This is a genomic window from Nocardioides salsibiostraticola, from assembly GCF_054783655.1.
Genome location: NZ_BAAGQD010000007.1, coordinates 13,125 through 33,531, shown reverse-complemented (window position 1 = coordinate 33,531; position 20,407 = coordinate 13,125). Strand labels below are relative to the sequence as shown.

Annotated in this window: 16 protein-coding genes, 1 tRNA gene and 1 other RNA gene; 5 read left to right on the top strand and 13 right to left on the bottom strand. The window is 70.3% G+C overall.

Annotated elements, in window-relative coordinates; translation table 11 throughout:
- Window positions 1–2: 2 nt before the first annotated feature.
- The 5 genes from ACYVLV_RS05955 to ffs all read right to left on the bottom strand — a co-directional run bounded on the left by ACYVLV_RS05955 (window position 3) and on the right by ffs (window position 4,126).
- On the bottom strand, window positions 3–581 hold the full coding sequence (locus ACYVLV_RS05955; protein WP_460808440.1) for a DUF5063 domain-containing protein: 579 nt from the start codon (window positions 579–581) through the stop codon (window positions 3–5).
- Between the two features lie 8 nt (window positions 582–589).
- Window positions 590–1,186 carry a recombination mediator RecR gene (gene recR, locus ACYVLV_RS05950; protein WP_460808439.1) on the bottom strand — a complete coding sequence of 199 codons (597 nt, stop codon included), beginning with the start codon at window positions 1,184–1,186 and terminating at the stop codon, window positions 590–592.
- Window positions 1,187–1,192: 6 nt separating this feature from the next.
- Window positions 1,193–1,591 (bottom strand): YbaB/EbfC family nucleoid-associated protein, encoded by a 399-nt coding sequence (locus tag ACYVLV_RS05945; protein WP_460808438.1) that lies wholly within the window; start codon window positions 1,589–1,591, stop codon window positions 1,193–1,195.
- 103 nt (window positions 1,592–1,694) lie between these two features.
- Entirely contained in the window at window positions 1,695–3,908 is a 2,214-nt protein-coding gene (locus tag ACYVLV_RS05940; RefSeq protein WP_460808520.1) for a DNA polymerase III subunit gamma and tau, read from the bottom strand.
- Window positions 3,909–4,035: 127 nt separating this feature from the next.
- Window positions 4,036–4,126, bottom strand: an RNA gene (ffs, locus tag ACYVLV_RS05935) — signal recognition particle sRNA small type.
- Between the two features lie 131 nt (window positions 4,127–4,257).
- On the opposite strand from ffs, the gene ACYVLV_RS05930 reads away from it, so the two are divergent.
- A tRNA-Ser gene (locus tag ACYVLV_RS05930) sits at window positions 4,258–4,347 on the top strand.
- 98 nt (window positions 4,348–4,445) lie between these two features.
- Here ACYVLV_RS05930 and ACYVLV_RS05925 read toward each other — a convergent pair.
- Together ACYVLV_RS05925 and ACYVLV_RS05920 are read right to left on the bottom strand one after the other, a co-directional pair.
- Entirely contained in the window at window positions 4,446–5,441 is a 996-nt protein-coding gene (locus ACYVLV_RS05925) for a beta-ketoacyl-ACP synthase III (protein ID WP_460808437.1), read from the bottom strand.
- Window positions 5,442–5,582: 141 nt separating this feature from the next.
- Complete coding sequence (locus tag ACYVLV_RS05920; RefSeq protein WP_460808436.1) at window positions 5,583–6,803, bottom strand: TDT family transporter; 1,221 nt, start codon at window positions 6,801–6,803, stop codon at window positions 5,583–5,585.
- Between the two features lie 93 nt (window positions 6,804–6,896).
- Between ACYVLV_RS05920 and ACYVLV_RS05915 the strand changes: the two genes are divergently transcribed.
- On the top strand, window positions 6,897–7,889 hold the full coding sequence (locus tag ACYVLV_RS05915) for a LysR family transcriptional regulator (RefSeq protein WP_460808435.1): 993 nt from the start codon (window positions 6,897–6,899) through the stop codon (window positions 7,887–7,889).
- On the top strand, window positions 7,886–8,611 hold the full coding sequence (locus ACYVLV_RS05910; protein ID WP_460808433.1) for a hypothetical protein: 726 nt from the start codon (window positions 7,886–7,888) through the stop codon (window positions 8,609–8,611). The genes ACYVLV_RS05915 and ACYVLV_RS05910 overlap by 4 nt, the downstream gene beginning before the upstream one ends.
- 26 nt (window positions 8,612–8,637) lie before the next feature.
- Here ACYVLV_RS05910 and ACYVLV_RS05905 read toward each other — a convergent pair whose 3' ends face one another.
- From ACYVLV_RS05905 to ACYVLV_RS05880, 6 genes are all read right to left on the bottom strand, one after another.
- Window positions 8,638–9,942 (bottom strand): S8 family peptidase, encoded by a 1,305-nt coding sequence (locus tag ACYVLV_RS05905; RefSeq protein WP_460808431.1) that lies wholly within the window; start codon window positions 9,940–9,942, stop codon window positions 8,638–8,640.
- Window positions 9,942–11,378: a type VII secretion protein EccB gene (locus ACYVLV_RS05900; protein ID WP_460808430.1), complete on the bottom strand. Its 1,437-nt coding sequence runs from the start codon at window positions 11,376–11,378 to the stop codon at window positions 9,942–9,944. Before ACYVLV_RS05900 ends, ACYVLV_RS05905 begins: the two co-directional genes overlap by 1 nt.
- A 22-nt stretch (window positions 11,379–11,400) precedes the next feature.
- Window positions 11,401–12,741: a type VII secretion integral membrane protein EccD gene (eccD, locus tag ACYVLV_RS05895; RefSeq protein ID WP_460808429.1), complete on the bottom strand. Its 1,341-nt coding sequence runs from the start codon at window positions 12,739–12,741 to the stop codon at window positions 11,401–11,403.
- A gap of 190 nt (window positions 12,742–12,931) precedes the next feature.
- Window positions 12,932–13,222 (bottom strand): WXG100 family type VII secretion target, encoded by a 291-nt coding sequence (locus ACYVLV_RS05890; protein ID WP_460808428.1) that lies wholly within the window; start codon window positions 13,220–13,222, stop codon window positions 12,932–12,934.
- Window positions 13,223–13,310: 88 nt separating this feature from the next.
- Entirely contained in the window at window positions 13,311–13,631 is a 321-nt protein-coding gene (locus ACYVLV_RS05885) for a WXG100 family type VII secretion target (protein ID WP_460808427.1), read from the bottom strand.
- Window positions 13,632–13,787: 156 nt separating this feature from the next.
- Window positions 13,788–15,209, bottom strand: coding sequence for a hypothetical protein (locus tag ACYVLV_RS05880; protein ID WP_460808425.1), 1,422 nt, complete (start codon window positions 15,207–15,209; stop codon window positions 13,788–13,790).
- Between the two features lie 125 nt (window positions 15,210–15,334).
- Between ACYVLV_RS05880 and eccCa the strand changes: the two genes are divergently transcribed.
- On the top strand, window positions 15,335–19,390 hold the full coding sequence (gene eccCa / locus ACYVLV_RS05875; RefSeq protein WP_460808424.1) for a type VII secretion protein EccCa: 4,056 nt from the start codon (window positions 15,335–15,337) through the stop codon (window positions 19,388–19,390).
- A 114-nt stretch (window positions 19,391–19,504) separates the two neighbouring features.
- The gene (locus tag ACYVLV_RS05870; RefSeq protein ID WP_460808422.1) at window positions 19,505–20,383 is read left to right on the top strand and encodes a hypothetical protein; all 879 of its coding nucleotides are present in this window, start codon (window positions 19,505–19,507) and stop codon (window positions 20,381–20,383) included.
- Window positions 20,384–20,407: the final 24 nt, after the last annotated feature.

The window sequence follows — 20,407 nt, the reverse complement described above, 5'->3', positions numbered from 1 at the left end:
CGTCAGGCCTGCACGTCGTCCAGCACAGCCTCGGCGGCGATGATCTGAGGGATCTCCGCGTCGTTGTCGACGTCGAGACGATCGTGGGAAACCACCGAGAGCAGGGCGTTCAAAGCGGCGCCGGCCAGGTTGCCCCACGATGAGACGTAGGAGAACTGCCACCACCACAACGCCTCGTCGACATTGCCCAGTCGGTAGTGCCGCAGACCGTTCTCGAGGTCCGCGGCGATGCTGGTCAGATCGTCGGAGAGCTGACTCTCCACGACCTCCGGGACGTAGGGGTCGAACACGAAGCTGTAGGTGTCGAGGTTGCCCAGCATCACCGCGAGCGCGAGCCGCATCTCGTCCAGATCGGCCTCCGCCCCCACGTCGGGCTGGTACTCACCGCGCGGGGAGAAGTCCTGCTGGGCGCCCAGGCGCGCACCGGTCAGCAACACCTGGCTGATCTCGAGGAGCATCAAGGAGATGCCTCGTCCGGTGTCGGCCTCCACTGCGATGGCCCGCAACGCGATCAAGAAGCCGGCGACCGACCCGGCGATCTCCTCGGCGAACTGCGCCGTCTCGGCGTCGGTGCTTTCCATGCGTTCGTTCATTCGGCTGCTCGCCTTCCCACGAATGCTCGGCCCAAGGTGACCTCATCGGCGTACTCGAGATCACCACCTACTGGCAGTCCACTAGCCAACCGTGTCACATGCAAGCCCATAGGGCGTAGCAAACGCGTGAGGTACGTCGCGGTCGCCTCCCCCTCGAGGTTCGGGTCGGTGGCGAGAATGAGCTCGGTGATGGCCCCGTCGCTGAGCCGGGTCATGAGCTCCTTGATCCGCAACTGTTCCGGACCGATCCCGTCGATGGGGGAGATCGCCCCGCCCAGCACGTGATAGCGACCCTTGAACTCGCGCGTCCGCTCGATGGCGACGACGTCTTTGTACTCCTCGACGATGGCCAACACCGAGGGGTCCCGACGGGGGTCCCGGCAGATCCGGCACTGCTCGTCTTGGGAGACGTTGAAGCAGATCGTGCAGAACTTTACCTTGTCCTTGACCTCGATCAGGGTCTCGGCGAGACGGCGTACGTCGGTCTCCTCGGCCTGAAGCAGGTGGAACGCGATGCGTTGGGCGCTCTTGGGTCCGATCCCGGGCAGTCGCCCGAGTTCGTCGATGAGGTCCTGAACGACGCCTTCGTACAAGTTGGCTCAGAATCCCAACTGGCCGAGGCCGGGGAGTCCGTCGCCGCCGGGCCCTGCGCCGCCACCGGCCAGCGGGCCGAGGAGCTCGCCGGCCATCGCATCGGCCTGGGACTTGGCGTCGCGGTACGCCGCCACGACCATGTCGCCGAGATCGGAGAGGTCATCGGCGTCGGCGCCGTCGAACTGGCCGGACTTCACCGCCACCCCGATCAACTCACCGGTGCCATTGACGGTCACGGTGACCGCGCCACCAGCGACGGTCCCCTCGACGGTCGCCTTCCCGAGCTGCTCCTGGGCCGCCTGGAGCTGCTCCTGCATCTGCTGGGCCTGCTGGAGGAGGGCGCTCATGTCGAAGCCGCCTCCCTCCGCTCCGCCGGTGAGTGCGTCGAACGGGTTCTGAGTCATCGTGGCGCCTTCTCTGTCGTGGTGTCTGTCGTGAGTCTGGGTGGGGTGGTTGTCGGGGTGACCGGTGAACTGAACGGGGCTGATCGGGTCGCTGGACACTGCATCACGAGTGCGGGATCTCCTCGATCATCTGTGCTCCCAGCTCGCGGGCCAGCAGATCGGCTCCACCGGCCTCGTCGGCGTCGGCGTCCGCGTCGTCACGGTGCGCTCCGGCGTCCGCGGCGGCCCGCTCGGGCGCGGCTGAAGACTCCGCTCCGGCCGGCCTGGTCTGCTGGATGGCCTGTCGCGCCGCCGCCACCGAGGCCGCATCGGCTTGGCGGTCGGGCTGCTGGGGTGGACCCGCCTGCTCCTGAGCGCCTTCTGGAGGGGCTGCTGGAGCGGCTGGCGGAGCCTCGTCGTCCATCCAGGCAGGGGGTCGCTGCTGATCGGCAGGCGGGGCCTCCGGTGCTGGCGGGTTCTGGGTCGCCGGGGGAACCTCGTCCAGTGGCCGCGGAGACCGGGACGCCGGCGGGGCGGCCTCGGGAGGCGGCGCCTTGGTGGCGTCGGCCCCGGGATCCACGATCGTCTCGATCTTCCAGTCGGCGCCGACGACGTCGATTGCCGCCTGGCGCACGATCTCCGCGCTTCCTCCGGAGTCGAAGGAGTCGCGGGCGCCGGAGTTGGCGAAGCCCAGGGTCAGCACCCTCTGGCCCACGGCAACGACCTGGGCATTCTGGGTCAGGTGGATCCAGGTGACCCGACGGCGCTGCTTGGTGGACTCCACGATGTCCGGCCACAGGCGGCGTACGTCGGCCAGGGTGAGTCCGCCCGGACCCGTGGCCCCATCGGTCGTGGCCGACGGGGCGGGTTCAGGCACGGCCACCGGAACAGTCGGGGCAGCCTGCGGGGGCGGCGCAGCCGGGGCGGGCTCGGACGGCGGGGTCTCGGCGGCCGGAGCGGGTGCCTCCGGCATCACCTGTACCGGCGCGGCCGGCTGCTCCACCGGCGGGCGGCTGGGAGTCGGTGTGGGCACCTCGGGCTCGGCCGCCACGGGGGCCTCCGCGCGCTGGGTGCTCATCGGCGCAGGGGTGTGCTCGGGTCGGTCTTGCGCCGGGAGCGGCACAGTCGCGGTCGGTGAGAGCGTGGGGGTGGCGGTGGGAGCGGCTGCGCTGGGGGTGCCCGAGATCGCGCTGCGACGCTCCAGCCGGTCGAGCCGCGCCAGCACCCCCTGGGTGGTGTGGTCGGCCCCGGGCAGCAGCACGCGGGCGCAGATGAGTTCGAGGAGCAACCGGGGCGCGGTCGCCCCGCGCATCTCGGTCAGTCCGGTCGCGACGAGGTCGGCGGCACGGCTCAACTCGGCGGTCCCGAACCGGGCCGCCTGGGCGACCAGTCGTTCCCCCTGGTCCTGGGAGACCTCCAGCAAACCGGTGGCAGGAGCGTCGGGCACGGCCGAGACGATGACGAGGTCACGCAGACGGCGCAGCAGGTCCTCGGTGAACCGACGCGGGTCCTGACCGGTCTCGATCACCTTGTCGACCACCCCGAAGACCCCGGACCCGTCACCGGCCGCGAACGCGTCCACGACGTCGTCGAGGAGGTTGTCGGGGGTGTAGCCGAGCAGGCCGCTGGCCAACTCGTAGGTCACGCCCTCCTCGCCGGCCCCGCCGAGCAGTTGGTCGAGCACCGAGAGGGTGTCCCGGGCCGAACCGGCCCCGGCCCGCACCACTAGCGGCAGGGCGGCCGGCTCGATGCTGACCTGCTCCTTCTCGCACAACTCCGAGAGGTAGCCGGACAGGGTGCGCGGCGGGATCAAGCGGAACGGGTAGTGGTGGGTCCGCGAGCGAATGGTCGGGATGACCTTCTCCGGCTCGGTGGTGGCGAAGATGAACCGCAGGTGCGGCGGGGGCTCCTCGACCAACTTCAGCAGGGCGTTGAAACCCTGCGTGGAGACCATGTGGGCCTCATCGATGATGTAGACCTTGTAGCGATCCCGGACGGGCGCGAAGAACGCCTTCTCCCGCAGGTCACGGGCATCGTCCACGCCACCGTGGGAGGCCGCGTCGATCTCGATGACGTCCATCGACCCACCCCCGCCTCGGGCGAGATCCCGGCAACTCTCGCACTCCCCGCAGGGGTCCGGGACCGGCGCGAGGTCGCAGTTCAGCGTTCGGGCCAGGATCCGCGCCGAGGTGGTCTTGCCACAGCCGCGTGGCCCGGAGAACAGGTAGGCGTGGTTCACCCGGTTGTTGGCCAACGCTGCACGCAACGGGGTGGTCACGTGGTCCTGCCCGATGACCTCGGCAAAGGTCTCGGGGCGATAGCGGCGGTACAGCGCCATACTCGCGGCTGCTGGGCTGGACGGGGGTGACTCCACGAACGCCACACTAACCACCCTCACCGACACGGCCACCCGCTCATCCACCGAAGCCCGGTCCGGGCGCCGCCATGAGGACCTGTGGACATGAAAAGGCCCCCCATGCACCCGACAGAGCTCGCTTACCCTTGCTGCCTTCCGGCCCTGGGGGAGTTGGGCAAGATGCCGCCACATGGGGGGTTGGCCCCAACCTTAGGCGATGTCCGCTGCGGGCGCATCACGGCCCGCCACCCGGTCGACGCCAGGGCGGCTCGGAACACCTGTAGCGAGGGCCATTTTCACACTCCCGGCCTCGCCCGGTAAGGTCCGCGACGGAGGATTCGCCTAGTGGCCTATGGCGCTCGCTTGGAAAGCGGGTTGGGTGTGAAAACCCTCAGGGGTTCGAATCCCCTATCCTCCGCCACTTTCTTTGAACGCCGACCCACTGGTGCCGCGACCTACGCTGTGGCCGAGATCTGCACTCGGGATTGACCGCAACGCAGGTCTAGCGTGATCGCCGGGTCACTCGTGCGGCGGTAGCGACACGACCTGTCCGGCGTAGCTCAGGCCGGCGCCGAATGCGATGAGTAGCGCCAGATCGCCTGCCTTGGCCTGGCCAGATCGGAGCATGGCCTCCATCGCGAGGGGTACGGACGCTGCTGAGGTGTTGCCCGCGTCCACGATGTCCGTGGCCACCGCCACCGACTCGGGGAGTTTGATGTTGCGGGCCAGGGTCTGGGTGATGCGCAGGTTGGCCTGGTGGGGGATGAAGGCGTCGAGGTCGTCGACCGAGACACCGGCGCCGGCCAGTGCCTCATGAGCCACTTCGGCCATCGCGAAGGGCGCCCAGCGGAACACGGCCGTCCCTTCCATCTGCACCACCGGGTGATCGGCGTGCCCGCCGTTGAGACAGCTGGGCGTCTGGTTGATGACGTGAGCCTTGGAGCCGTCGGAGCCCCAGGCGGTCGGGCCGATCCCGGCCGCCTCTGCTGTCCCCACGATCACCGCACCGGCGCCGTCGGCGAAGATGAACGCCGTGCCCCGGTCGGTGGGATCCATGAAGCGGCTCAGTTGCTCGACGCCGACGACCAGCACGTGATCCTCCGCCCCGGAACGCACCAGGGCGGACGCCAGGTTGAGCGCGTGGCAGAAGCCGGCGCATCCGGCGGAGACGTCGAACGCCGCTGCGGTCGACCCGAGACGGTTCGCAACCTGAGGCGCCGACGCCGGTGTGTGTTCCGGATGCGTCGAGGTGGCCACGATGACGCATCCGATCTGGTCGATCGACACCCCGGAAACGGTCAGGGCGCGTTCGGCTGCCGTGGTCGCCATGGTGATGAGGTCCTCACCCGGCCCGGCGAAGCGACGGGTCCTGATCCCCGAACGGCTCTGGATCCACTCGTCGGTGGAGTCCAGCTTCTCGCAGATCTCATCGTTCGTGACGACCCGTTCGGGCCGATAGACACCCAGCCCCAGCATCGCCGTGGACCTCATGTCGTTCGCCTGCTGAATCGTCATTCTCGACTCCGTTCTGGTTGTCGGAGCGGGACGTCAGGCTCCTTCGTGGAGCATAGGCGGGCCGGTCTCACACCGGCGGCGCCGAGTGGCCCCACACGTCATAGCGGGGGTTTGTCGGCACCTGCTGCCGACAAACCCCCGTCATCGTGGGCCCGCCCAGCCGACCGGCGCGACCAACAATCGGCCGGCCGTGATCCCTCGGACCGTGCGGGTGGCCACGACGGCCCAGGCAACCACCAGCCCCGTGTAGAGCACGACCGCCAGGACTGAGAAGGCATGAGCCCCAGTGGTGATCGCCAAGCCCGAGGTGCCAGTCACCACCGTGCCCACCGGGAAGGTGAAGGACCACCACGTCAGGGTGAACGGCAGCCCGCCGGGTGATCGGGCCGTTCGCACGGTGATGCTGACGGCCAACGCGAGCCACAGCATCGCGAAGCCCCACACGGGTAGGCCGTAGACCGGGCCCAGCGCCGCGAAGGCGTCGCCGTACGGCCGCGGCAGGGCGTTCGGCGCGGTCACGCCCAGGGTGTACGCCGCGGTGATCGACTGCCCCAACGGACCCAGCACGATCCAGAGGGTCGGCACCGCCGCCGCCGCTCCGACACCGTGCCGCACCAATCGCCCCCAGATCAGCGCGATCACGACCAGGCTCGCCAGCAACGCTAGACCGAACATGGCGTAGCAGGCCACCTGCAGCGTCAGCTGCCACTGACCGGCGGGAAGGTGCGGGATCAGCAGCGGGCCGGTGGCCGCGCTCACCATCGGGGGTACGACGGGCATCAGCCAGCCACCGAACGCCGAGTCGGACCCGACCTGGTGCGTGGTGAACATCTTGAGCGGCACCATCACCGCGGTCCAGAGGCCCAGGAGGGTTCCTGCCGACCACAGGACGGCGTCGAACCCGATCGCCGCGGTGGAACCGATCACGGGTTGCCCCACCAGGACGGCTCCGGCGCCCACGGTCATCAGGGCCATCGCCGGCGCTCCGTAGAAGTGCGCCATCGTCGGGCTGTCCAGGTGGCTGCGCGCCACCTCGGGGTGGCGCACCCAGTGCAGCGCCGTGACGGTGAGGACCACCGCGAGCAGCAGCACGTCCAGGACCCAGACACCCCGGGCGAAGCCCAGCAGGCCCGAGGCGACGACCGGCGAACCCACGGGCAGGGTCGCAGCGGCATTGGCCACGATGCCCGTGCCCATCACCGTGGCGAACCAGTTGGGTCCGACGTACGCCAGCGCCGACTGGCCGTCCAGGCCGGTGCGGAACCGGGACCACCCGATCGGCGGCGCGGGCACCCCCAGTTCGCGTTGGACGACATCGACACCGACGTAGGCGGCGTGATCCAGGTCGGTGAGCGTGGTCATGAGCCCAGCCTGACTCCGTGACGCCGGCACCAGTAGCCCCCTTCGAGGCGTGCATCCACAACCTCTGCCTGTGCCTGGACTACGGTTGAGCCTGTGAGTCAGCTGCTACCGGAGATCCCCGCCCTTCGCCTGCTGGTGGCCGTCGAGACCCTCGGCAGCATCGGCGCCGCGGCCCGCGACCAGGGCATCAGCCAGCAGGCGGCCTCCGAACGGATCCGGGCCATGGAGACCCAGGTGGGGCTCGCGTTGGTGCAGCGCGGAGCCCGCGGTTCACGGTTGACCGAGGCGGGGGTGATCGTGGCGAGTTGGGCCCGACGACTGCTCGACCTGGCCGACGAGACAGCCGCGGCCATCGACGGCCTGCGCACCGACAAGTCCCGCGGGTTGGCGGTCTGGGCGAGCACGACGGTCGCCGAGAGCCTGCTGCCCCGGTGGCTGGTGCAGCTGAGGCAGCGCCAACTCGACGCCGGCGAACCGCCCACCGCGGTCAGCCTGACGGCCGCGAACACGCGCTCGGTGCTCGAAGCGGTCCGGGCGGGAGCGGCCGACCTCGGTTTCGTCGAAGGGGTCGACGCCCCGTCCGGCGTACGCCACCAGGCCGTGGCCAGTGACGAGCTGGTCCTGGTCGCCGCACCGGGAAGTGCGCTGGCTGATTCGGGTGGGCGTGGCTCCCCTCCTCGGCCCCTGACCCCGGAGCAGGTGGCGAAGCTGCCGCTGACCAGTCGCGAACGCGGCTCGGGGACCCGGGAGGTACTCGAGGTCGCCCTGGCCGCCCACGGCCTGACCATGGGCGACGCGGTCATCGAGCTCACCACCGCCACCACGATCCGGGCGGCGGTGCTGGCCCGCAGCTCACCGGCGTTCCTGAGTCGTCGGTTGGTGGAGCGGGACATCGAGCAGGGTCTGCTCGTGGAGGTCCCGACCCGGGACCTGAACCTGACCCGGGTGTTCCGCGCCGTGTGGGTCGGCGGTCGGGTTCCCCCGGTCGGCCCCGTGCGCGACCTGGTCGCCATCGCCCGGCAGGACGGGGCACAGGACGGGGCACACGACGGGGCAACCGCCGACACGATAGGAATAGCCCCATGACCTCTGCCCGTACGCCGTCCCGGAACCCGTCCGGTGGGCCCTCCTGGCTCGGGATCGGAGCCCAACGAAGCGGCACCACCTGGTTCACCGGGCTCCTCCTGCAGCACCCGCGCGTCGCTCTGGGCACCAACGACAAGAAGGAGCAGCACCTGCTCCACAAGGTCGCGGACGGCCTCACACCGGCCGAGGATTACACCTCGTTGTTCCCCGCCGACGACCTGCTCCGCGGTGAGTGGACCCCGCAGTACCTCCGCCAACCGTCCACCGCGACCGCGGCGGCGAACCTGCTCCCCGGCGTACCGGTGTTCGTGTTGCTGCGCGACCCGTTGGAGCGCTACCGGTCCGCCATGCGTCTGTCGGCCGGACGGAAACGCTCCTACCCCTACCCCGTCCAGCCGATCCTGCAGACCTGGAGCGGCTTCTACGCCGACCAGCTCGACGGCTGGGCCTCGAAGATCGGTCGGGAACGGATGCACGTCGCGCTCTACGAGGACGCCGCGGCGGACCCGCAGACCGCCGTCGACGCTGCCTGGGGCCAGATGGGCCTGGACCCCGTCCCGCTGAGCTCGACCGAACGGAAGTCGTCCTCGACCAGCAAGGTCGACTGGGAATGGCCCGAGGGGTTGGAGGAGACGCTGCGGGGGATGTACCTCCCCCAGCTGCCCCGCCTCGAGTCCGACTGGGGGCTCGACCTGAGCCGGTGGTCCATCACCGACCGCTGACGCTCAACTCGTGCGGACGAGACGGGTCAGCGACGCCGCGACAGCACCGGGCGCAACAGCAGAGCGACGGCGAGCAGACCACCCGCCAGCAGACCGAACCAGACCGCGTCCTCCCGCACCTGGGCCAGGACATCCGGCTCGTCCGCGGCCACGACGGCGTCGGCTATCTCCTCGGCGATGTCCACCGAGTCGACCGAGCCGTCCTTGCGGGGGCTCAGTGGGCGCAATAGCGCTTCGACGGGTTGGGCGATCCCGGCGCCGCTGCGTAGATCGTGGGTCGGGTCCACCCCGGCAGATGCTCGTGACCCGCCCCCGGTGGCCGTGCCGTAGAGCCGCGCCAGGATCTGCTCGTTGCTCTCCTTCGGGTAGGCCGACTTGATGAGCGCCAGGATCCCGCTGATCTGGGCCGCCGCGGTCCGGCTGGAGGTCTCGGGCAACGCACAGGTCGCCCCGTTGAGCCCGTAGCTCACCCCACCGGCGGTCGGGACCGCGATGTCGATCTGCGAGTTCTGCAGCACCGAGGCGGCCGAGTCCTCACCCGGCGGGGCGGAGGCGCTCACCGCGACCACGTCGTCGTACCCCGCGGGCCAGACGTAGTCCCGGGCGTCGATGCCGGGGCGGATCTGCCCCTCCTCGTCGAGGAAGACCTCGCTACCGGCCTCCTCTGCGGCGGGCAGGTCGCCGGCGCTCGCGACCACGATCACCCCTGCGTCGCGGACCGCGCGCACGGCTGTCTCGAGGGTCGGGTCCGGACTACGCAGGGTGACCGAGACGTTCGCGACGTCGATGCTCAGGCGTCGGGCGTTCGCCGCCACCCACTCGAGTCCGGCGACCACCCGGGGGAGCTCCACCCCTGCCTGACCGTCGTCCGGGACCAGAGCGTCGTAGACCTGTACGTCGACCACCGCGGCGGCCGGCGCGATCCCGATGGTCGGCGGGTCGGACTCGTCCTCCGCCGCGCCCGCGGGTCCTTCCGACGCCAGTCCCATGATCAGGCCGGCCAACGCTGTCCCCTGGGCGTCGTCGATGCTCTGCGTCCGGGCCGTGAGGTGGCTGTCGATCACCCGTAGAGCAGGAGCCACCCCCGAGTCGAGGACGGCGACCGTCTGGCCTCGGCCAGCGGCGGTCCCGCGGTCGGCCAGCAGCTGCTGGGCCCGCGCAATCTGGAGCGATGCCAGCGCCTCGCTCGGCGTGGTCGTCGGCTCGGAGGCCGTATCGGACCGGATCTGGGAACAGTCCGAGCCATCGGCGTACGCCGGCGCGATGCCCAGCACCGGGGTCGCCCCCAGCACGCCGATGAGCCCGGCTGCCAGTCCGAGTCGGACCGGCATCACTGGTCGCACGTCGGCGCACGCGGGTCGCGGGCGGGAGGACACAGGGCCGCGTCGACCGACAGGGACACCCCGCGGTCGAAGAGGTCGAGCCAGGAGTCGGGGATGACGGGGGCGTCCACGTCGGCGAAACCGAGATTCGCCGCCACGTCGGGCCCGACGAGTTCGTAGTCGAAGCCCCGGTCGTCTATCAGGTGCGGCTCCCCCTGGTTCGGGTTGTCGAAACCTCCGGAGCGGACCAGGGCGCCGAAGCCCGGCTCCACCACCGGGTCGCTCAGGGTGGGGGCGAGCTCCTCGGGCAGTGCTGCCTCATCGGTGGGGTTCGAGGCCAACAGCACGACCGGGGCCTCGTCACCGGGCTCGAGGACCGCGCAGTAGGACCCCGTCACGTCCTCGAGGGTCCCCTCGGGCCAGCGCGCCGAGCGGTAGGGCGGGTCGACCGACGGGACGCCGGGGGCGCCGTCGACGGCCAACGGTCGCGGCTGACGGCTGGCGGGGCCCTGCGCCGTCCCGGTGTAGACGATGGCTGCGAACTCGCTGAGCTCCGCGGCACCGGAGGCGGTGAGGACGAGCGTCAGCCCACCGACCTCGTAGTAGTCGCCGATCCGGCTCCCGCCGGGGAGGTCCTGCGCACCGTCGCCGGTGTACTCCTTCCCCGCCTGCGGGAGGGGGATGCTGGAGGCGTCGAGCCGACCGCCGGCGGGGAAGAGTCGCAGCCAGGTCGCCGGCACCTCGACCGGATCCGACGTGGGGATCCCGAGCCCCGCAAGGATTCGGTCGCGGTCCTGGCCCAGGCGGTAGGAGTAGGCGCGACGGGGACCGAGCGTGTTGTCCTCGAACTGCTCCTGTGCCTCCGCGATCAGGTGCGTCGTCCCGCCAGCGCGGACCACCAGTCCACCCCTCGGGGCCGGGTCGACCGCAGGGGTGCGCGCGAGGTTCGCACGGATGCCGGCACCGTCGTCGGTGCAGGCCGTCCACCCCCGCTGGATCAGGTCCTCAGCCCTCGGCACCGGCGAGGGGGCACCGAGGATCCCGATGAGCGCTCCTCGCTTGACCTCCTTGAGGTCCTCCTCGGACACCTCGTCGACCTCGTCCACCGCCGACCCGAAGATCAGTTGCGCCGAGGCGTAGTTGATCACCGGGCGCAACTCCGGTTCGCCGTCCTCGGGGTAGTCGAAGATGACGTAGTTCTGGCCGTCCGCCTCCGAGCGCACCAGCCCGGGGTCCTTCCAGTCGGCCCCCGGCCGGTCGGAGAAGAAGCCGCCGATGGCTCCGCCGGCCAGCAGCAGAACGGTGAGCGCGACACCTCCGATCAGGGAACGACCGGGCCGGGCCGGCTCCACCTCACGCCCCCCGGGGGCGCCCGAGACGAAGGCGGTGACCAAGCGCCGGCGGCTGAAGGAGTACGCCTCGACCAGGTCCTTCTTGGTGGCCATCAGCGCGAACCGGGGCGCGTCATCACACCAGACCCAGTGATGCGACGAGCAGCGGGAGGAGGGACAACAGCGCCGCGGTCTCGACCACGTCACCCAGCCGTCCTCGCCGCACCGAGGGCGGCGAGGGCACCAGAGTCACCGCCATGAGCGTCGCACCGGTCCCGGCCAGCAACACCGCAGCGGGACCATGCCACTCCTCGCGAAAGAACAGGACCGCGACCGCGACGGCCGCGACGCCGAGGACCCCGGAGGTCAGCCCGATCAGGACCTCCGAGCCGGTGCGGTACTGACGCGTGCGCAGCATGACGATCAGGGACGCCACCACGGCCAGGGCCAGACCGGTGATTCCCAGGCCGACCGCGAGGGGGGCGACCACGACGAGCAACAGTCCGACGGTGCCCGAGATCGCGAGCAGGATCTCGTGGGCGACCAGGGCGTCCGCGGCGACCCGGTCAGGGTCGATGGGTGCCGGATCGGCGGTGATGTCGGCGGGGGTGAAGAGTTGTTCGACGCTCGTGCCGGTCATACCGAGCGCGAGCCAGGGAAACACGCTGCCGACGATGACGACGAAGGCGAGGGCCACGACCAGCACCTGCGCGGGAGCGAGGTCGAAACCGTTGCTCAGGAGCCCGGCGCCCAGCAGGATCGCCCCCACCAGGGCGGGCGGCAACACCAGCGCCTTGCTCCGACCCAATCCGATCAGACAGATCAGACCACTGATCAGGGCGCCCCCACCCGCGTATGCCGAGGGAAGTCCGAAGGACAGCTCGGTCCCCGGGGCGAAGAGCAGGCCGGCCACGGCGGCGTACCCCGCGGACATCCAGGCCACCGCCACGGCCGCCTCAGCCTCGCCCTGCGCCCGGGAGAGCACGATGGCGCCGGCGGCCAGCGCCGCCGAGACCACCGCTGCGGCGGCTGCCGCGAGCGGCGCATCACGCTGGATCAGCAGGGCGACCGCCCCGAGGCTCATCAGGAGACTCGCAGCAACCAGGGCCGTACGCCGACCCGCCGCGGGCTCCCACGGCTTGAGGTCGTTCTCGACCACATCGGTCATCGCCTCGACGACGTCGTCGTAGATGCGTTCGGGGGTGTCATCCACACCGGCGCTGACGGTGAGCAGCCCACCGTCCTCGACCCCTTGCATGGTCAACCCCGAGTCGTCGGCCAGTTGCCGGCCCTCGGAGGTCACCACGCGGTAGCCGGCGTAGACCGTCCCCGGGTCGAGCAGACCCACGCTGCGCGCGAGTTCGGGCACCAACTCCGCCACGGGCACCGCACCGGGGAGCACCAGATCGACCCGGCGGGATCCAGAAGTCACCGTCACCCGGATCAGTCCCGAGGCACCGGCCGCAACCTGGGTCATGGAGAACTCCTCGAAGAAGGATGTCGGGGGGCAACGGGTCGGGCGCACGCGGTCGCCGCGAACCCGCGGGGATCCTAACCCGCGACGGACGCGGCTGGCCCCGGGCGAGCGGGGGTCAGCAGACGCAATCGGGGGATCGACCCCCCGATCCGGGTCGATCCCCCTGGCGCAGGCGCACCGTTGGAAGCGGTCAGCCGCCGAACTTGGCCGCACCGCGAGCGTCGGCCCGAGTGAACTCCGCGCTGGACTCCTCCACCGCACGCTGGGTGTCGTTGAGGAGCAGCTTCATCTCGTTGATGGCGTTGTCCCACTTGGCCTTGGACTGGTGGTAGGCGTCCTTCTGGCCACCGTTCCAGTCGCTGCGCAGCGGGGCGAGCTCCTTCTCGAGGTTCTCCAGACGGGTCTGGATCTGGTCCATGGTGGCGCGGATGTCGCCGGCGGCCTGCTGGAGTGAGGCGTGGTTGATGCGGATCTCGGACATGGTCGGTGCTCCTGAAGTCGTGGGTGTGGTGCTCAGCGGTTCAGCGGTTGGTCTGCGATGGGTGGCGTCTGATCGGCGTGGAGGTGACTCAGCCGAGCCGGTTGGCCAGGCTCGTCATCGACGCGCTCTGTACCTCATCGGTTTGCAGGTTGTCCTTCTCCGTCAGGGTGAGGGACTCGGCGAAGTCGTCGAGGGCGCCGACGATGGTCCGCTGACGCTCGGCCCATGCGGTGTGCAGACGGGTGAAGGCGGTGCCACCCTGACCCACGAACTGACCGGACATGCCCTGGAGCTTCCCGGTCATCTGGTTGCTGATGCTCATGAAGTCGGCCTTGGCATCGGTGACCATGGAGGCCGCCCTGGTCAGGGTGCCTTCGCCTTGGCCGAACTCGTTGTGTCCAGTAGTCATGGTGACGCTTCCTGTTCTGTGCAGCCGGGCCGCACGGTGGTGGGTGTCGCGTTGCTGGTGCTGATGCCTGTTCGTGTGGTGCTTGCCGTGGGGGTCCGGCCTGGCGTCCGGACACTGAGGGTGATACCCCCGTTCGGGGTGGTTAAACATCGACTTTCACAGCTCGATGAGACTGCGGAACACCCCCGACGCGACCACCAGAGAGGCAAGGGCGAGGGCAGCGGTCAGGCCCTCGGCGACCTCGGCTCGTCGCGACCACCACGCCGAGCGCCAACCACGACCGGTGGCGACCGCCGCCAGGACCACGGTCGTGCCGACGGCCAGCCCGACCACCCCGATGGTCGTCACCATGCTGGCGTCGAAGTCGCGGACGAGGTCCGCGAGCAGCGCTCCGGAGCAGACCAGGCCCGCCGCCCGGAGGAATCCACGGGGCGCTCGGTGTCGATAACTGCGCGCTGCGAGTAGGAGTGCCGCCCCGGCGAACCCGACCAGACACCGGGCCCCGACCCGGTCGAACTCGGCGGTGGCGGAAGTGAGTAGGAGCGGTGCCGAGGCCGCCGCCACGACCAGCACGGCCACGCTGGAGGCGGTGAGCAGACGGGTGCCGCTGCGTGCGACGGATTCCATCGCGGACCTCGGCACGACGATCCGACCCCGGCGACCCCTGGGTCGGTCCCGGGCCGACCAGGCGGAGACCGCCAGCCGCTCCAGGTCCAACAGGAACTGATCCGGTACGTCGATCGCGACGCCGGGCACGAAGCGCGCGGCGAGCATGGCCGCGAGCAACAGGACCGCCCAGACCACCTGGGGGTCGAGGTCGAGCAGCGCGGCACCGGTGGCGACCACGAAGAGCCCGACCCCGGAGAGGATCCACACGCGGAGGACCTCCTCGGCGTGCGGCGCCAACGCCCTGCCCACCGCCGCTGTGACCGCCGCGGCCAGGGCGGCGATCCCCACAGTGGTGGGCAGGCGAACCGGGTCGGGGTCCCAGGCCACCGCGAAGGCCGCAGCGGCGCCGAAGACCGGCGCGACGGCGACCCGTTGGGCGGCGTACCGACCGATGGGCAGCAGGCCCAACACCGCGCCAGCGAGGAGCAGGACGAGCGTGGCCGTCACCGTGGTCCCGTCCGCGGGCTGGGAGGCGGCGTACCAACCGGCGAGACCGGCGCAGGCGGCACCGAACGAGAACCCGAGTGCTCCCACTGCTCCGGATTCGCTCCTGCCGGGACCTGAGTCGTCAGTAGCGCCCGACAACGGCGTACGTCTCCCTGACTCGCCCCCACCCGGCGGCGACAGCGCGACGAGGACCGAGCCCGAGGTCACCCCCGCGTCGATCAGTGGTTCGGTCGCGAGGGGATGGCCGTGCCGGTCGACGATGGCGGGACGGTAGGACAGGTCCGCCTGCTCGGCGTACTCGCGGGACAGATCGACGCCGGTGGCACCCGAGGGAACCACCAGGTCGATCGATCCGGCGGGCCCGTGCACGCTGATCATCAGGCTGTCACCCACGGCCCAGCCGCCGACCGGACCCCCGGTCGGCTCCCTGATCAGATCGTTGGTCCACTGCGTCGCGCTCACCGAGACCTCCTCGCACTCGGCGTCAGCGTAAGCCCTGTCCGACGAGGCCCGACAAGCTTCCGCGCGGTGTCGGTGCCCGTCGCCTACGATCGGCGCACCAACCAGCGCGACGGAATCGGGACGATGTGAGCACCACCCTCGGAGGAGCACGGGTCGACGAGCCGACCATGCCCGGCGGATCGATGACCCTCCAGGCGCCGCCGGCGATCCAGCCCAACGAGGGCGCCTCGGGTGTGGTGATGAACGCGATCCCGATGCTCGGGAGCCTCGGCTCGATCGTGGTGGTCGCCAGCATCGGCGGAAGTGGCGGCAACGGTGGGCGCAGTTTCCTTGCGGCCGGCATGTTCCTGTTCGCGACCCTGGGCTTCATCTTTGTCCAGATCGATCGGCAACGGAAGCAGCGCACCCAGCAGGTCACCGGCTCCCGGACCGAGTATCTGCGCTACCTGGCCGGGGTCCGCGCGATGGCCCGTGACGCGGCGGACAAGCAACGACGCGCCCTGACGTGGCATCACCCCGAACCCCGCTCACTGCCCGCCCTGGCCGAGGATCGGTCCCGGGTGTGGGAGCACTCGTCGACCGACGCGCAGTTCCTCCAGGTCCGCTACGGCGTCTGCGCCCAGCCCCTCGCACTGGAGCTGGTGCCTCCCGAGGGGGCACCCATCGACGACGTCGACCCGGCGGCAGCCTCCGCCCTCCACCGCCTGCTGACCGTACACCGGATGCAACCCGACCTGCCAGCCTCGATCGATCTGCGGGCCTTCGACCGAATCGAGATCTGCGGCGACGAGGGGCCCGCCCGGGCGCTGGCGCGGGCGCTGATCTGCTCCGGGGCGACCTTCCAGTCGCCGGACCAGCTTCTCATCGCGGTGCTGACCGCTGAGGAACACCTCGCACACTGGGACTGGATCAAGTGGCTGCCGCACGCGCAGAGCCAGCGCCGGTCCGACGCCGTCGGAGCCAGCCGGATGGTGACCACCTCGTTGAGCGAACTGGCCGACCTGCTGCCGACCGACCTCAGCGAGCGACCCCGGTTCGGCGCCGACGAACTCGCCCCCACCCCTCACATCATGCTGATCATCGACGGTGTCGAACTCCCCCCGGGCAACCACGTGGTTCCGCCCGACGGGCTGCACGGCGTGACGCTGATCGATCTCCCCGAACGCTGGACTGCGCTCGAGGACTCCACCCGGCTGCGCCTGCAGATCACCGACACCGCCGCCGGTGGGCCTGCTGCCACACAGGGAAGGGTCCCGATGGAGGCCCTGCTGTTGCGTCAGGATCCGGTGCGCGCTCACGCCGATCAGTGCGACCTCGCGACCGCTGAGGCCCTGGCCCGACGCCTGATGCCACTGCGCACGGTCTCCTCGGGAGCGTCGGACACCGGCTCCGGCGAGATCACCGGCCCGAGCGACTTCATGGATCTCCTCGGACTCGGCGACGTCCGCCGCTTCGAACCGACGCCGGCCTGGCGTCCGCGGCCGGCCCGTGACCGGTTGCGGACCCCGATCGGGTTGGGCGAGGGCGGTGCCCTGGTGCACCTCGACATCAAAGAGTCCGCCCAGCAGGGCATGGGCCCCCACGGTCTGTGCATCGGGGCCACCGGGTCCGGGAAGTCCGAGTTCCTCCGCACCCTGGTGCTCGGACTGGCCATGACGCACTCCCCCGAGCAGCTCAACATGGTCCTGGTCGACTTCAAGGGTGGTGCGACCTTCGCCGGCATGGCCGACATGCCGCACGTCTCCGCGGTGATCACCAACCTGGCCAACGAACTGACCCTCGTGGACCGGATGCAGGATGCCCTGTCCGGGGAGATGGTGCGACGCCAGGAACTGCTCCGCGAGGCCGGGAACTACGCCTCGGTCCGCGACTACGAGAAGGCCCGGGCGGCCGGCGAGGACCTGGCCCCGCTGCCGTCGCTGTTCATCGTCGTCGACGAGTTCTCCGAGATGCTGTCGGCCAAACCGGAGTTCATCGACCTGTTCGTGGCGATCGGTCGATTGGGTCGCTCGCTGGGACTGCACCTGCTGCTCGCCTCCCAACGGTTGGAGGAGGGACGTCTGCGTGGCCTGGAGTCCCACCTGTCCTACCGGATCGGGCTGCGCACCTTCAGTGCGCAAGAGTCCCGCGCAGTGCTCGGCGTACCCGACGCCTATGAGCTGCCGGCCGTCCCCGGGTTGGGGTACCTCAAGCCCGATCCGACGTCGATGGTGCGGTTCAAGGCGGCCTACGTCTCCGGCCCACCGCCGAACCGAGCGCGCGTACGCCGCGACGAAGGTGGACACGTCCAAGGCATCTTGCCCTTCACGATCTCCGAGGTCCTCGACCTCCACCAGCACGAGGACCGCGACGACTCCAGCGACCCCGATGTGGGGCTGGCCACTCGGGCCGCTGCGGAGCAGGAGAGCCAGGAGACGTTGCTCGACGTCGCGGTCGAGCACATGGTCGGCCAGGGACCCGCGGCCCATCAGGTCTGGCTGCCGCCGCTCGACGTGCCCGACACCCTCGATGCGTTGATGCCTGACCTCGTGGAGGATCCGAAGCTCGGTCTGGTTTCGCCGTACTGGCGGGCTCAGGGCGGGTTGAGCGTTCCCCTCGGCACCGTCGACCGGCCGCGCGAGCAGCGAAGGGACACCCTGAGCGTCAAGCTCAGCGGAGCCTCCGGGCACGTCGCAGTCGTCGGCGGCCCCCGAAGCGGGAAGAGCACCCTGCTCCGCACGATCGTGACCGCCACGGCGTTGACGACCACCCCAGCCGAGTCACAGTTCTTCGTCCTCGACTTCGGCGGGGGCACCTTCACCCCGCTGGCCGAACTGCCGCATGTGTCGGGTGTCGGCACCCGCTCCGAGCCCGACGTCATCCGTCGGATCATCGCCGAGGTTTCCGGGATCGTCGACCGGCGGGAGGCCTACTTCCGCGGCAACAGCATCGACTCGATCGAGACCTACCGCTCCCGACGGGCGCAGGGTCGCGCCGACGACGGGTACGGCGACGTCTTCCTCGTCATCGACGGCTGGGGCACCCTGCGCGCCGACTTCGACGAGATCGAGATGCAGATCCAACAGTTGGCGAGCCGGGGGTTGACCTTCGGTCTGCACATCGTCACCGCCGCTGCGCGCTGGTCGGACTTCCGGGCCGCGATGCGCGACCAACTCGGCACCCGGCTCGAGCTGCGGCTGGGTGACCCCATGGACTCCGAGGTCGACCGGAAAGTCGCTGCGCTGGTGCCCAACGGGCGACCCGGGCGGGGACTGACGGTCACCAAACTGCACTTCCTCGGCGCGTTGCCCCGACTGGACGGCGACCCGGACGCGGAGACTCTCGGCGACGGGGTCGAGGCCCTCATCCATCGGATCTCCGCCGCGTGGCGCGGGCCGGCCGGGCCCAAGCTCCGGTTGTTGCCCGAGCTGATCGGACTCGATCAGGTGCGCCAGATGGCCGGCGCCGCCGCGCAGCCCGGCGCCCAACCCGTCGCGCCGGGCGCCCAGCGCTTGTTGCTGGGGATCAACGAGAAGGAACTCGCCCCGGTCTCGGTGGACCCCGACACCGAGCCTCACCTGCTCATCCTCGGCGACGGCCAGTCCGGCAAGAGTTCGGTCCTGCGCGCCTACGTCCAGGAGGTGATGCGCACCCGGACCCCCAAGGAGGCGCAGATCGTCGTGGTCGACTACCGGCGCTCGCTGCTGGGCGAGGTGCCCGAGGAGTACCAGGTCAACTACCTGACCTCGGCCACCCAGGCTCAGCCGGCCCTGCGGGATCTGGCGGACTACCTGGAGAGCCGGATCCCGGGTCCCGACGTGACCCCGGAGCAGCTACGGAGCCGGTCCTGGTGGACCGGCGCGGAGGTCTTCGTGGTGGTGGACGACTACGACCTGGTGGCGACCCAGCAGAGTTCCCCGGTGGCGCAGCTTCAACCCCTGTTGGCCCAGGCCCGTGATGTCGGGCTGCACGTGGTGGTGGCACGTCGTACCGGTGGCGCTTCTCGTGCGCTGTACGAACCAGTCATCCAATCCCTGCGCGACCTGGCCATGCCCGGGTTGATGCTGTCGGGCAACCCCGACGAGGGCCCGCTGCTGGGCAACCTGCGCCCGCAGGCGGCCCCGGCCGGGCGGGGACGACTGGTCACCCGCGACCGCGGTGTGGAGGCCCTGCAGATGGCCTGGACCGAGATGACGTTGTGAGCCGGTCTAGATCGCTGGGGGCAGGGCGATCGATCAGGCAGTAGTCTGCGCCGACGCGCGGGGGCCGTCCCAGCGCCCCACTGGGTCGATGCGACCCAGAAGCCGAGGTTTGTTGTGAAGTCTCCTGCGCTCGCGGCCGCGTTCGCCGCCACCCTGCTCCTCACTGCGTGCGGCAGCGACGACCCGACCGCGGCGGCCGAGGACTCCAGCGCAGCGTCGGGATCCGAGACCCCCGTTGCGGAGGTCCCCGAGACCCCGCGACCCGAGCAGGAGATCGACCTCGACGACGACAGCCTCGCCGTCCTCGACGTCTATCAGATCCTCGAGGGAGACACCCTGCGCAGCGACGCCGACCCCGAGCACCTCGCCGTGTTCGAGCGCTTCGCCGAGGTCATCCCACCCGAGCTCCGCCCCGAGGTCACGCACTTCGTGGCCATCGACCAGGAAGCCTCCGACGGCACCGACGGGGCCATGCAGCATCCCGCCGACGACGACGGCATCCCGGTCTTCGAGCAGACCTACATCGCTCTGGACACCACCGGCCCCTCGGCCGGCGCCACGCTGGACCGCACGATGGTGCATGAGTTCGGCCACCTGCTCACCCTGCGCGCCGGTCAGATCACGCCGTTGACCGATGAGGAGTTCGAGTCGGACGCCGTGATCGAGTGCGAGGTCTACGCGAGTCCCGAGTGCCCGATCGAGGGCTCCTACCTCTATGACTACTTCACGCAGTTCGAGTACGACGATGACTCGGAGTACTTCGACGACGAGTACCCCACCGAGTACGCCGCGACCATCCCCACCGAGGACGTCGCCGAGGTCTTCGCCGAATGGGTGCTCGACGACGGCGCCCCCTTCACCGTCACCGACGGGGACGTCGAACGCGACGTCGAGCCGGGGACGGTTCTGGAGGAGAAGCTGGAGTTCTTCGATGCCTACCCCGAGGTGGTCGAGGTCCGGGAGAAGATGCGGGCCGGGTTGGGCGTGGCCTGACCCCGGCTGTCCCTCACGGCCGCC